Source organism: Niallia taxi, from assembly GCF_032818155.1.
Classification (GTDB): Bacteria; Bacillota; Bacilli; order Bacillales; family Cytobacillaceae; genus Niallia; species Niallia taxi_A.
On sequence record NZ_CP102590.1, the window covers coordinates 207,117 to 220,684 of the forward strand.

General features: G+C 37.2%; 13 protein-coding genes and 3 pseudogenes. 13 read left to right on the plus strand and 3 right to left on the minus strand.

What is annotated here, in order from left to right; genetic code table 11:
- The first annotated feature begins 72 nt into the window (after positions 1-72).
- The 6 genes and pseudogenes from NQZ71_RS20195 (at position 73) to NQZ71_RS20220 (ending at position 3,254) form a co-directional block, all read left to right on the plus strand.
- Complete coding sequence (locus NQZ71_RS20195) at positions 73-441, plus strand: hypothetical protein (protein ID WP_144454576.1); 369 nt, start codon at positions 73-75, stop codon at positions 439-441.
- Positions 442-535: 94 nt separating this feature from the next.
- The gene (locus tag NQZ71_RS20200; RefSeq protein ID WP_186304001.1) at positions 536-700 is read left to right on the plus strand and encodes a hypothetical protein; all 165 of its coding nucleotides are present in this window, start codon (positions 536-538) and stop codon (positions 698-700) included.
- A gap of 164 nt (positions 701-864) precedes the next feature.
- A pseudogene (locus tag NQZ71_RS20205) lies at positions 865-1,625 on the plus strand (class I SAM-dependent methyltransferase).
- Between the two features lie 117 nt (positions 1,626-1,742).
- The gene (locus NQZ71_RS20210; RefSeq protein WP_317012211.1) at positions 1,743-2,285 is read left to right on the plus strand and encodes a GNAT family N-acetyltransferase; all 543 of its coding nucleotides are present in this window, start codon (positions 1,743-1,745) and stop codon (positions 2,283-2,285) included.
- 22 nt (positions 2,286-2,307) lie between these two features.
- Positions 2,308-2,841 (plus strand): GrpB family protein, encoded by a 534-nt coding sequence (locus NQZ71_RS20215; RefSeq protein ID WP_144454573.1) that lies wholly within the window; start codon positions 2,308-2,310, stop codon positions 2,839-2,841.
- The gene (locus tag NQZ71_RS20220; protein ID WP_317012213.1) at positions 2,841-3,254 is read left to right on the plus strand and encodes an SMI1/KNR4 family protein; all 414 of its coding nucleotides are present in this window, start codon (positions 2,841-2,843) and stop codon (positions 3,252-3,254) included. The genes NQZ71_RS20215 and NQZ71_RS20220 overlap by 1 nt, the downstream gene beginning before the upstream one ends.
- 46 nt (positions 3,255-3,300) lie before the next feature.
- On the opposite strand, the gene NQZ71_RS20225 is transcribed toward NQZ71_RS20220, so the two are convergent.
- Both NQZ71_RS20225 and NQZ71_RS20230 read right to left on the minus strand, forming a co-directional pair.
- Entirely contained in the window at positions 3,301-3,696 is a 396-nt protein-coding gene (locus NQZ71_RS20225) for a sporulation protein (protein ID WP_317012214.1), read from the minus strand.
- A 226-nt stretch (positions 3,697-3,922) separates the two neighbouring features.
- On the minus strand, positions 3,923-4,066 hold the full coding sequence (locus NQZ71_RS20230) for an FbpB family small basic protein (protein ID WP_260054707.1): 144 nt from the start codon (positions 4,064-4,066) through the stop codon (positions 3,923-3,925).
- Positions 4,067-5,202: 1,136 nt separating this feature from the next.
- Here NQZ71_RS20230 and nrdI point away from each other — a divergent pair.
- From nrdI to nrdF, 4 genes and pseudogenes are all read left to right on the plus strand, one after another.
- Complete coding sequence (gene nrdI / locus NQZ71_RS20235; RefSeq protein WP_127740423.1) at positions 5,203-5,604, plus strand: class Ib ribonucleoside-diphosphate reductase assembly flavoprotein NrdI; 402 nt, start codon at positions 5,203-5,205, stop codon at positions 5,602-5,604.
- A pseudogene (locus tag NQZ71_RS20240) lies at positions 5,564-6,697 on the plus strand (ribonucleotide reductase N-terminal alpha domain-containing protein); the annotation flags it as partial. The gene nrdI and the pseudogene NQZ71_RS20240, both read left to right, overlap by 41 nt.
- Before the next feature lie 454 nt (positions 6,698-7,151).
- Positions 7,152-8,111, plus strand: a pseudogene (locus tag NQZ71_RS20245) (ribonucleotide-diphosphate reductase subunit alpha); the annotation flags it as partial.
- 60 nt (positions 8,112-8,171) lie between these two features.
- On the plus strand, positions 8,172-9,158 hold the full coding sequence (gene nrdF, locus NQZ71_RS20250) for a class 1b ribonucleoside-diphosphate reductase subunit beta (protein WP_127740427.1): 987 nt from the start codon (positions 8,172-8,174) through the stop codon (positions 9,156-9,158).
- A gap of 34 nt (positions 9,159-9,192) precedes the next feature.
- Here the strand turns inward: nrdF and NQZ71_RS20255 are convergent, their stop codons facing one another.
- Positions 9,193-10,215 carry a LacI family DNA-binding transcriptional regulator gene (locus NQZ71_RS20255; RefSeq protein WP_260054705.1) on the minus strand — a complete coding sequence of 341 codons (1,023 nt, stop codon included), beginning with the start codon at positions 10,213-10,215 and terminating at the stop codon, positions 9,193-9,195.
- A 309-nt stretch (positions 10,216-10,524) separates the two neighbouring features.
- Here NQZ71_RS20255 and NQZ71_RS20260 point away from each other — a divergent pair, with 309 nt between their 5' ends.
- From NQZ71_RS20260 to NQZ71_RS20270, 3 genes are read left to right on the plus strand one after another with little or no spacing between them, the layout of a single operon-like run.
- The gene (locus NQZ71_RS20260; protein WP_317012215.1) at positions 10,525-11,844 is read left to right on the plus strand and encodes an ABC transporter substrate-binding protein; all 1,320 of its coding nucleotides are present in this window, start codon (positions 10,525-10,527) and stop codon (positions 11,842-11,844) included.
- A 1-nt stretch (position 11,845) separates the two neighbouring features.
- Positions 11,846-12,721, plus strand: a complete 876-nt coding sequence (locus NQZ71_RS20265; protein WP_317012216.1) for a carbohydrate ABC transporter permease — start codon at positions 11,846-11,848, stop codon at positions 12,719-12,721.
- Positions 12,708-13,538 (plus strand): carbohydrate ABC transporter permease, encoded by an 831-nt coding sequence (locus tag NQZ71_RS20270; RefSeq protein ID WP_317012217.1) that lies wholly within the window; start codon positions 12,708-12,710, stop codon positions 13,536-13,538. The genes NQZ71_RS20265 and NQZ71_RS20270 overlap by 14 nt, the downstream gene beginning before the upstream one ends.
- The last annotated feature ends 30 nt before the right edge of the window (positions 13,539-13,568 follow it).

Sequence of the window (13,568 nt, forward strand, 5' to 3'; positions counted from 1 at the left end):
AAAAATAGGTCTTTCCTACGTGGAAATAGGGAAAGTTCATTCCGATATTAGTGTATAGGAAGGGGTTTTCACATGTATGTTGAGCAACTAATTGAAACGGTTAATGCTAAGGTAGAAGAACTGGATTTAGTAACTGCAAGAAAGCTAATGGAAGATAATATAGATTATTTGAGGAAAAACGAAAGAAAATTAAAGAAAAACGGCAGAGAACTGTTGAAGTTTATTACAGATTCCATTGAATCAGGTTATCAGCATCCAACCCGGCACGAGTTAGCTATCTATAATTCTATCAATTCATATGCTTCCAAGTTTGATGTTAGAGGCTTAAAGCTGCTCATTCAAGGTAATGAACAAACATTATTGAAAAAAGCAGCCAGAAGTTATTTAAATGGCGATGCAAAGGTATTACTAGAAGGCTTAGGTGCAATAAGCAAGGAATAGGAAATAGGGAGTGGCTATCTAAAGCATCTCCCTTTTGTTTTGTTTAAGGAGTAGCGTATAATTTATTCACAAAATAGGTTTAGGAGTGCATCTAATGAAATGTGGAGCGAAATGTTTTTTTGTGGAACTGGAGAAAAACGGAGAGAAGCTTGTATTGCCAATTACAGCAAGGACGCCTGTTGCTGCAAGAAAAACTGTCAGGCTCGAATACGGGCAAGCTGCTAATATTATTTCGGTTCGTACAGATAAGAGGAAATAGATTTTTTATGAAGAATAAATGTAGGGAGTTACCATTTATGTAGAATAGTTTCATACATATATATAGAGCTAGAAGGAAAATGAAATATTATATGAAGCACCAAAAAAGATGCAGCAGAATGACTATTAAATTTTCCGGATCAGAAAATTTGAAGGGAGACAATAATGGAAAAGGATCAGGCTTTTTATGACTTTATTAAGGATGGAAATCGTGCTTTCAAGGGCTGGGATCTCTCCTTTTTGAGCGAAACAGGGCGTACCTCCAGCAGTGTGCTTTCATGGTCGTATGGAAGTATGGCAATACCGCTCACTCGCAATACGGATTGTATGCTTGATATGGGTACAGGCGGCGGTGAATTTTTATCATTGCTTTACCCATTATCTGCAAGCGTTTTCGCAACAGAAGGCTATGAACCGAATGTAGCAATTGCTAAGAAGCGATTGCTACATTCGGTGTTCAAGTTACCTTTATTGAAGAAGATAATAATCTGCCATTTGCTGATAATCAATTTAGCCTTATACTTAACAGACATGAATCCTATTCTCCTTTTGAGCTGAGAAGAATATTAAATAAGCACGGAGTTTTTTTAACACAGCAGGTTGGTGGATCTGATTGTGCCGAAATAAATAAAGCCTTAGGTGTTCCTGTAAATGGTGAATTTTCTAAATGGAACCTTCAATTAGTGACGGAAGAGTTAGAAAACCATGATTTTCAAATATTGTTTGCGAAAGAGGAATTTCCAGTTACTCGTTTTTACGATATTGGTGCATTGATTTATTATCTTCATGCAATTTCCTGGCAGGTTCCTGGCTTTAGTGTTTCAAAATACGAACATAAATTATTTGACATACATCAAGATATCCAGAAAAATGGTTACTTCGAGGCTAGGCAGCATAGGTTTATCGTGAAGGCTAGGAAAATGTAACGTAAATTGTCGAGAAGATCAAGGCAGCAAAACTCCTTGTTCTTTTTTATTATGGTCGTGCTCCAAAGAATTTATCATTATGGTAAAATACAAAAAAGCCAATTAGGAGGGGAAAAGATGTTCCTACATAAAATCAATGCTGACCTATCATTAAAGCTGATCCAGCTTAACGATGCTGACCGTGTTTTTGAGTTAACGGAAGAATCGAGAAGCTATTTACGAGAATGGCTGCCATGGCTTGATACAACAACGAAAGTAAAGGATACAAAGGACTATATAAAGTTTTGTTTAAAGGGGTTTTCAGAGAATAATAGTTTGACTACTGTGATTCTTTTTAAAGGGGACATTGTAGGAGTAGCAAGCTTTAACAGTATTAACTGGTCAAATAAGACAGCGTATATCGGCTATTGGTTAGGACATGCCTATCAAGGAAATGGAATTATGATAAATGTTGTAAGAGCATTAACTGATTATGCTTTTCAAGAGTTACAATTAAATAAAGTCGAGGTAAGAGCCGCATCAGGAAATAAAAAAAGTAGAAGTATTCCTGAAAAGCTGCAATTCACGGAGGAAGGCTGCATTAGAAAGGCAGAATGGCTTTATGATCATTATGTGGACCATGTTGTGTATGGTGTTTTGGCAGAGGAGTGGGCCAGCTAATAGGAAGTGAGGTTGCTTGCCAATGATAGAAATTCAGGAATATAACGACAGTTGGGAAGTCTGCTACAAATTAATGGAACAGATTTTAAAGGACAGCTTAAAGGAAGATATTCTTCGCATCGAGCATGTTGGCAGCACTTCTGTTAAAGGCTTATGTGCTAAACCAATTTTAGATATAGATGTTGTTATTGAAAATATTGCCATTTTTCCAGAGGTGGTAGCTGTTCTTGGCGCAATTGGTTACTACCATCAACAGGATTGGAGCTTTGAAGGGAGAGAAGCCTTCGGACGAAGGGATGACCTTGTCCCGTGGACTGCTAACAAACACAACCAAATTTGGATGGAGCATCATCTTTACGTTTGTACAAAGGACAGTGAGGAATTGACAAGACATCTGGCCTTTCGCGATTATCTCCGTTCAAATGAGAAGGAAGCAGATGAATACGGCAAATTAAAGCATTACTTGGCAAGTACATCAAAAACCCGTCAAGCTTATACAGCAGGTAAAAATGAGTTTGTATCAAGTATTTTGAAAAAGGCATTAAGGAGCAAGTAATGAACGAAATAATAGCTCATATAATGACAAAAAAGCCTGGAATAGATGAAATTGACATAGGAGCTACTGAAGAAAAGCTCGGTGCAGCTTTTCCTGTACAATTTCATCAGTTATATAAGCTGGTTAATAATGCAGAAATTGGAGATTGGCTATTATTTCCCATTAAGGCTAGGAAAAATGTAAAAAAGACATGGGACGACATTGTCAGACAGAATATTGAAGCACGAAAAGAAGGGCTTGCAGAAGGATGGATTGCTGTTGGAGAAGATGGCACAGGAGATAAATTATGCCTAAAAACGAGCAATGGTCTTATGGAAGAACCAATTTATGTTTGGTATCATGAGGATGGTCAAACAGAACAGATTGCTCAAAGGTTAATGAGCTTTATTATGCTTCTGTCACAAGAGGAATAAAGAAAGGATGTGCCTATATGGGCACATCCTTTCTTGTACATACAAGTTATTCTTTATTATCGACAATCACTAATTCATCATGGTCCTTTCTGGTCATATTTTCTGCGAAAACTAGATTAGTGTGCAGTCTATAAGTAAAATCTGCGGCGGTTGGCTCAAGCTTATCTGTAATCAAGTAAGAAAAGGGAAGCTCGACTTTCTCCTCACTGTTTATGACTTTGGACATCAGAATGGTTGTGACCTCTTCTACAGTTTCTGTATGACCATTTTCATATTCCTTCACTAAAGTGCATTCCAATCTTTTAATTTTGCAGCTTTTACGTCCCCCTTGAATAAAGAAATGGCCTTTGACTATCTCTCCGTAAGCAGCTGATTCCTTTGATAAAGAAAGATCAACAGAAGGGGCACCAGTTTTTAGTAAATTAGTCAATAAAGTTAACAAACTATAATCCTCCAGTCCTATTTTTAATAGGATATTGTTTTGGGTTTGTAATGCGTTGGTTATGTTTTAAATGTTATGTTTGTATCAAAAGATAAGTCTGTTGTAATAAGAAATGTTAGCAAACAAATATCGTTGCCTTACACACTCCAATTATACGTCTTCTACTCTAATAATATAATAGATTTTTATAGATTTCGATAACTTGTTTATATTGCTGTTCTCCTCCTTAATGACTTAGGTTAATGTTTTGTTTAATGATTTTTTCTTCCACCCGTTTTTCAATTTTTTCTACTAGGCTTCTATCCTTTAGAAGCTCTTCCTTATTCTTTTTAATCAATTCATACAAGTTCAATTTTAGTTGTCTTTTCATAATAATCATCCTCACTATTATTCATTTTTCGTCCACCTTTGTATAAAAACAAAAAAACCTTCACCGATGACGGTAAAGGTTTTTGGATAATAAAAGACCTTTACACATTCACATGTAAAGGTCTTGCTAACAACTTTTCAGTTGCCAACAAAGCCGAGAGTTTGCACTCTGTAATGACGACTTTGCTGTAAAAGCTACTCCCCTTTAGGGATATTCGAAATATTATATATCTATCATAAAAGAGAAAGAGGATTTAGTCAAATGAATGAAGAATGTAAAAAAAATATTTTTATTTCCTATATATATATGGGAAATAAGTTTTTTTAATTGTTTATACTTTTTAAGGAAAGTTACCGGCAACTTAATACAATACTAGGGAGGGATGGGGGAGGAGTACATAAAAAATGGTGAAGCTGTATTTGGATAAATTTAATTCTATTTAACGTGCGATTGATAAGGACATATGTTTTATTGGTTAAGGAGATTTTAATTATAATGTTAATGAGATAAAGAAAATGAAAACTGCTAACAATGTGAATTTAAATTGCAAGTATGACTGCAAACATAAAAATATAGTTAGTGTGTACATATATTGAGTTTTGTTTCCTTGTAAAGTATTTAAATTGTCAGTAAGAACAGTAAAAAAATAATTGTCTGTGATTTTCATTTAATCACGGGTGAATAGTCTCAGTTCATTTTTCTTTGCGATGGTAGAGTTGCAGTATGTAGAATTTTGACACAAATCAAAAAATAGAGAATTTCGTCAGCCTATAATTTAAAAGTAAAAAAAGTATGAAGGTTTTATAAAGTTATTTGGTGGGAAGAAAAGATAAATAGAATATATTTTCGTATAAAAAAAGTCTAATGAGGACTACTCTCATCAGACTTTTTGCATTTTTTTAGAGTAAATTCAAATCGAAAATCGTTAAAATTTGAGTAATTTTGTTGACAAAAAAATTCAAAGAGACTCTATTGACTCTAGTTCCAAAAAAGGGTTGAATAGTGTTTAGACACAACATATTGAGATATATTTATAAAAAACATCTGTATTTAGTAGCCCTTGTATGTTTTAAGGGTATAGGATAGAATATTGCTTTTGCCCCTATTCTATCAAAAATCTTAAGGAGGGAATAATTTTGTTTATCGTGTTTGACAGTAAAACCGGGAATGTGCGCCGCTTTGTCCAGAAACTAGGGTTACCAGAACATAATTTAATAGAACTAAAGGCTGGACTTAAAGTCTATGAACCTTTTATACTATTAACTTATACAACTGGGATGGGGCAGGTTCCTCAAACAACATTAGACTTCCTTAAGGCAAATCATACCAATCTTTATGCAGTCGTATCGAGTGGTAATAAAAATTGGGGGCAAAACTTTGCTTTAAGTGCAAATAAGATATCAAATATGTACGGGGTACCGATTCTTCATAAGTTTGAGATGAGCGGCATGCCCGAAGATGTGGAGATAGTTAGGGAAAGGGTGCAAAATATTAGCTATGAGACACATAGAATTAAACAACGAAGTGACACAGCTTAACGAAAAAGGTTTCTTCCGTCTGGAGAAGGATAAGGAGGCAGTTGCTGAATTTCTAGTATCCGAGATTGAGCCGAAATTGATTCGTTTTGAATCCGTGGCACAAAAATTTACTTATATGGTGGAAAAAGATTTTTATTATCCGCAAGTGCTTGACCAATACAGCATAGCAGACATTGAAGACATCACAAATGCTGTTTATAACTATGAATTTAAATTCCAGTCTTATATGGCAATTTCGAAATTCTATAAAGATTATGCCTTGAAGACAGATGACAAAAAGAACTACTTAGAAACATACGAAGATCGCATTATCATCGTTGCACTATTTTTAGGACAAGGTGATGCTGCGAAGGCGAAGAAAACCGCAATCGCAATGATTGAGCAGCGCTATCAGCCTGCTACACCAACATTCTTGAATGCAGGCAGAAGCCGCCGCGGAGAAATGGTATCCTGTTTCCTATTGGAAATGGACGATTCCTTAAACTCCATCTTCCATAATATCAATACATCAGGTCAGCTTTCGAAAATAGGCGGCGGTGTTGCCCTTAACCTTTCGAAGCTGCGTGCACGTAATGAACAAATCAAAGGCATCGATAATGCAGCTTCAGGCGTTGTGCCCGTTATGAAGCTGTTAGAAGACACATTCTCCTACGCTAACCAGCTTGGTCAACGTAAGGGTGCAGGTGCTGCTTACTTGAACATCTTCCATTGGGATGTTGTAGAATTTTTGGATACAAAAAAAATAAATGCCGACGAAAAGTCACGTATTCAAACACTGTCCATCGGTTTAATCGTAGAAAATAAGTTCTTCCAATTAGCGAAGGAAAACAAAGACTTTTATGTTTTTGCACCGTTCAGTGTATTTAAAGAATACGGTGTACATTTAGATGATATGCGCATGGATGAAATGTATGACGAGTTAGTGGCAAATCCGAACGTGAAAAAACGTGTCGCTATGACAGCACGCGAAATGATCACAAAGATTGCCCAAATCCAGCTGGAATCAGGCTATCCATACTTTATGAACAAATCCAATGCAAACAAAGCGCATGCGCTTAAAGACATTGGCCAGATTAAAATGAGCAATTTGTGTTAACTTAACTAGCACCTTCAGTCAGTAATGGCTGTCGAATAACTCTGTTAAACGGGGGAAGTCCTATTTGTGTGAGAGCAATAGCGATAACCTGCCGTGCTAAATCTTATCGTATTACTTCTCTTAAGATGAAAGAGGAGGTTTTCAGAAAGCGTCCTATGGATAGTGATAAGACTTCTATCTATAAGAGACTTTCTGACAGAATAAGATAAGTAAATGCCTAACGACTATCGAAAGCATAGCTGAATGAAAGACTTCAGTGAAGAAGCGAGTAGAGTAGAGCCAAGTGGTAGGTTGCTTATGTGGAATGGCATAAGCTGTAAAATCCTTTAAATCGAAAAGCAGAGCACCCCATCAGGTCAAGCTGAGGGTGATGATATAGTCTCCTCTATAGGGTATGACCTATAGCAGTTAAAAAACGGACTGAGTGTAACGAGCTCAGTTGAAGATGAGGACAGAAATCTTCCAACTTCAGGAAACTTCTGAAATTACCGATTACGGTCAAGAGGATATTATTCGCCGTGATATAAACTGTAATTTAGGCTCGCTTAATATTCCTAATGTGATGCAGCCTGGTGATGTGTTCAGAGATTCTGTTCATGTTGGAATTGAAGCTTTAACAACCGTTTCAGATATTTCAGATGTGCAAAACGCACCATCTGTTAAAAAAGCGAATGAAGAACTGCATGCGATCGGGTTAGGCGCGATGAACCTGCACGGATACTTATCGAAAAACCGCATCAGCTATGAGTCTGATGAAGCAAGAGACTTCACTGCAACCTTCTTTATGATGATGAACTATTACTCCATTGAAAAAAGCATGATGATTGCTAAAGAACGAAACGAAACGTTCATGGACTTTGATAAATCTGAGTATGCAAAAGGCACTTACTTTGCAAAATATAAAGAAGTGAGCTATGCACCAAAAACGGAGAAAGCGAAGCAATTATTCGAAGGTATCTATATTCCTACTTGTGAAGATTGGGCAGAACTAGCTTCTTTAGTACAAGAATATGGTATGTACAACGCTTACCGTTTAGCCGTTGCACCGACACAATCTATTGGTTATATCCAAAATGCTACTGCATCTGTAATGCCTGTCGTTAACCAAATTGAGTCACGCACATACGCAAACTCAACGACATATTACCCAATGCCTTATATGGATGAAACGAATTTCTGGTTCTATAAATCAGCGTTCGATATGAACCAATTTAAGGTTATGGATTTGATAGCGGCAGCACAAGAGCATGTTGACCAAGGTATCTCAACAATTCTTTATGTAAACTCAGATGTTTCTACAAAGGAATTGGCACGCTATTATATTTATGCAAATGAAATCGGCTTAAAATCACTATACTATACACGCACACGTAACTTGGCGATCGACGAATGTATCGCATGTGCAGTTTAATGATAGAACACGGGGAGCTGCGTCTCCCCCTTTATTTTTGGGTACACTGGGGGAAAGAAAATGACTAAGTATGCTGTTAACTGGAATCAGCATGAAGATGATTACACACAAATGTTTTATACACAAAACACGAGACAGTTTTGGCTGCCTGAAGAAATCAGTCTTTCATCTGATAAAAATACTTGGGGCGAATTGTCGCCAACAGAGCAAGACACTTACATGAAAGTGCTTGGCGGTTTGACATTGCTTGATACAGAGCAGGGCGGAGAAGGAATGCCGCTGATCAGCATGCATGTAAGCGGATTGCAGCGTAAAGGCGTACTGTCTTTCATGGGGATGATGGAGCAAATCCATGCGAAATCTTATTCTACGATCTTTACAACGCTTGCTACAGAGGAAGAGATTGACCAAGTATTTGATTGGGTTCACAATCATCCTCAATTGCAGAAAAAAGGCAAGCTTATCTCTGAATATTATCAGAAGCTGTTCAAGCCAGAAGTAAGCAAGTATGACTTGTACATGGCTACAGTTGCTTCTGTTTACTTGGAATCATTCTTATTTTATTCTGGATTCTTCTATCCATTGTTCCTAGCAGGGCAAGGGAAGCTGACAGCATCTGGCGAAATAATAAACTTAATAATTCGCGACGAAAGTATTCACGGTGTTTATGTTGGTTTAATAGCGCAAGAGCTATACGGCCAACTGACAATCGAGGAACAAGAGCGTGCAGCTAAGGAAAGACTTGACCTAATCGAAACACTTTACCAAAATGAGTTAGGCTATACGCAGGATTTGTACGAAAAAATCGGCTTAGTAGACGAGGTTAATAAATTCATTCGTTATAATGCCAACAAAGCGTGCATGAATCTTGGCTATGAAGCTGTTTTTGCATCAGAAGCAATCAATCCAATTGTTGAAAATGGAATGAAAACAGATACAAAAAACCATGACTTCTTTTCCGTTAAAGGAAATGGTTATGTTAAAGCAACGAAGGTGGAACCATTATCAGATGATGATTTTGTGTTTGACTGGAAAACTAACGAGTAATGATAAAACCAGCTTCTTTTTTGAAGCTGGTTTTTTATTTTGGGGCAGGCCCGGTGGACTCCCTTACAAGCAGTGTGGCAGGCAGAAGTACTTCTTGATTGGCTGTTTCTTTATTATTGATTCTCCACAATAACTGTTCAACCGCTCTTTTCCCGAAAAGTTCAAGATCGATGTCCATTGTTGTGATTTTCGGTGTGGCAAGCTTTGATAGTTGCCCATTATCAAAATTACAGACAGAAATATGTTTAGGGATTTTATAGCCAGATTGCAATAGATACGAGCTGACAAGAAACCCTAAGCCATCATTAACACAAAACCAGGCAGTTGGTTGTTTAGACACTCGTTTCATCGCTGCTTTAACACTGTCCTCATCTTCCTCAATGTCTGTAAGTATGACACTGTCATCTTTATTTAGTCCATATTGGCTTAATGCAAGCTGAAATCCTTCCAATCTTTCATAATAACTTGGAGAAATGGAAATATTGCCAACAAAGCCGATTTCCTTGTGCCCCAAGTTTACTAAATGTTCTACAGCGATAAAGGCGCCGAAACGATTATTTGTTAATACTGCATCAGCGTTGATGTGAGGATGATGATGATCAACTAACACTGCAGGAATGCCTGTAGAGATAATTTTTTGAATATATTCTGTTCTCAAGTGTGACAGGATTAAAACTCCATCAACTGCACCATTAAGAATAAAGGAGGGTAACTCAAGGGACTCAATGGCTTCTTTGCTTATCGATTGGATCATCAAGCTATTGTTTTGACTAGTTATCTCTTTTTCCATACTTAAATAAATTTCCCCGAAGAAGCCTTTAAGTGAAAATGCATAATCAGAGGCAATAAGCGCAATTTTTATGGTTTTGCGGTCAGAGTTATAATGATAATTTTTGCGAAGAGGCAAATATTCATAGCCTAGCTCTCTTGCAGTTGCTTCTACTAAATGCCGTGTTTTTTCACTAACTCCCGCCTTCCCTGTTAATGCTTGCGAGACGGAATTTTTTGAAATATTTAATTGGTCTGCGATATCTTGCATCGTAATTTTTTTTGTCATAAACTCATTCCTTTAACTAATTGAAAACAATATTATTCATAATACTATCATACATGACAAAATAATGTCATGCTGCAAGGCATTTATCCTTATTATTAGTTTGAATTAACTATGTTTTTTATCAAATATGTAGTCCAAATATAGCGTTGAATTATCTAAAGGATAATGTAATAATTTTAGTTGTAACGTTACAATAATTATAATTAAAAGCTAGTAATTTGTTTTGTAATTAGGAGGTTGACCTTACTGAAAAGGACTTTCACATAAAAGTTTTCTGGAAAAGTAATGAAATATGAACGGGGTGATATCATGAAGAAAAAACTTAATAAAGCGGTGTCTTTAGTGGTGGCAGCAACAGTTTCGGTATCGGTTTTAGCAGGCTGCAGCAAGGGAGACAAAAAAGACTCTGATAAGAATGGAGTCACAACGATAGAATTTTGGGCTGCACCAAATCCTCCGCAGCAAGCATATTGGAAAGAAATGGCCAAGGAATTTGAAAAGGAAAATCCTAAGGTTAACATTAATGTTAGCGCTATCAAAGAAAGTCCCTCATCAGAAGCTAGCATACAATCAGCTATTGCTGGGAAAAGTGCTCCTACTATGTCTGAAAATATAAATCGTGGATTTGCTGCACAGCTTGCTGAAAGTAAAGCGCTTGTGCCTCTCAATGAAATAGAGGGATGGGAAGACATTTTAACAAATCGGAACATGACAGAAACAGTTGAACCGTGGGAGTTCTCTGATGGAAATCAATATGTACTGCCTATTTACTCTAATCCGATGCTATTTGGCTGGAGGCTGGATATTTTAAAAGAATTGGGAATAAATGAGGCTCCTAAAACATATAGCGAAATGCTTGAAGCTACAAAAAGGCTGAAGGCCAAGTATCCTGATAAATTTTTGTGGGCCAAGCCGGACTTAGCAGATCCCACAGCGTGGAAACGATGGTTTGATTTCTTTATGCTGTATGATGCTGCATCAGAAGGAAATAACTTCATTGAAGGAAACAAGCTAGTTGCAGATGATAAGGCCGGACTACAGGTATTGACCTTCATGGATGATCTGCGTAAAGAAAATGCCTACTTATTAAAAACAGTAACAGATCCTTTTGAAACAGGTGTGGGTATTTTCACTGACATTGGTCCATGGACGCTGACATACTGGGAAGAAAAGTTTCCGAAAATGGTGTACGGAGAAACATTTACACTTGCACCGCCGCCTGTTCCAGATAATATGAATACAGAAAATGTAAGAACATTTGCGGATACTAAAGGATTAGTTATCTACGCTTCAGCAACAGATCAACAAAAACATGCAGCAATGAAATTTATCAGTTGGGTATATGCAAACCCTGAACACGATTTAAAGTGGCTTGAACAAACAAATCTACCTCCTGCACGGGACGACTTAGCTGAAAATGAAGCTTTTACAACATTTTTCAGTGAAAATCCTGCACTGCAGCCGTATGCAAATGCTGTGCCATTTGGAATTCCATCAATAGACAATCCAAAATATAATGAGCTGCAAACCTTTATTGGCCAACATGCTGTCAATCCAATTGTAAAAGGAAAAAATACTCCAAAAAACGGGTGGAATGACATGAAAAAGGCAATAGAGGGAGGGCTTTGATTTGAGAAAGCAAAATGGGGTGGGCTGGCTGTTTGCCAGTCCTTACCTCCTCTATGCCATCTTATTTTTTGCGATACCGTTAGTATGGTCCTTTTATTTATCAACAACTGATTGGAACTTAATATCACCAGAATACAATTTTAAAGGGATTACTAATTACATCGATGTGTTCCGGTCTCCTGGTGTACAAGCAGCATTACTTGTTACCTTTAAATTTATGGCTGTGTTTGTGCCATTGGTTATCGTCATGTCTATGATTGTTGCTGCAATCGTTCATGGACTCCCAAAATTTAAAGGTATCTTTCTAATCGGATTTTTCCTGCCGTATTTAGCATCTGGAGTTGTGTCATCCTTTATCGTTAAAGGATTGCTTTCATATAATAGTCCCCTTAACACAACTCTCAGAGGAAAGTTTGGAATGGATATTGATTGGCTTGGTTCTCCTTTTGCTGCATTATGTGTCGTCGCAGTTATCATCGCTTGGAAGTTCACTGGTTATTATGCGTTAATACTTACCTCTGGATTTGAAAGTATAAATGCTGAAATATATGAAGCAGCAGCAATCGATGGAGCGAATGCTTGGCAGCGTTTCTTTAAGATAACACTGCCACTGCTATATCCAGCAATTTATACTGTTATAATTTTGTCTATTGGTGTTACATTCGGAATCTTCACGGAAGTATATCAATTGACCGGAGGTGGACCGGATTATGCAACAAATACGTGGCAAATGGAAATCTTCACACAAGCCTTTAAAAATTTGCAGGCTGGTTATGCATCTGCGATAGCAATTGTTGCTTCTGTTGTTACGTTTTTATCCATCTTTGTTATAAGAAAACTATTAGAAATGTGGGGAAAGCGCAATGGTTGGGTCTAATAGAAAGGGAATGTTGCTCCGCTATATAGTCGCAAGCGTGCTTTTATGCATGATGGTTTTTCCATATCTATATATGGTGATGAGTTCATTTGCCGTGTGGGATCAAGTGGACCAAAGTTTGGTGCCAACTAAGCTCACATTACGCTCATATGAATGGCTGTTCGGTGGAGGTGATGTGTCTGTTCCAAGGCCATGGATACGTGCATTCTTCAATAGTGTCATTGTTTCTGCAGGATCAACTGCACTCATGATGGTCACTGGTGCTGTTGTTGCATATGCATTAGCTAAAATGAACTTTAAAGGACGTAAAACAGTCGATAACATCATCCTATTTCAAATGTTTTTCCCAGCGATAATTTTGTTAGTACCATCATTTTTGATTATTCAAAATGCAGGATTGTATGACACTTATTGGGCGATGATTATTCCGAAAGCAATGAGTTTATGGGCGGTGTTTATGTATACGAACTTTTTCCGGGCAATTCCAGATACTTTTTTAGAAGCAGCAAAGCTGGACGGCGCAGGCCATCTGCAAATCCTGTGGAAAGTAGTGCTGCCGATGTCAAAATCAATTACAACGGTTGTTTTTCTGTTCTTGTTTATGGAAAGATGGTCAGAATTATTATGGGATATGCTTGTCATTAAGAGTGATAATATGCTGACACTAAATGTACTGCTATCGCAAATGTTTGGGCCGTATGGCGGTTATCCAGGACCGATGTATGCTGCTTCTGTATTATTGACGTTACCTATTATAATTCTGTTCCTCTTCTTTACGAAAAAATTTCAAGAGGGTATGCAATTCACATTAAAATAATGGTTGCAAAATGATTATAGAGGAGTCGAC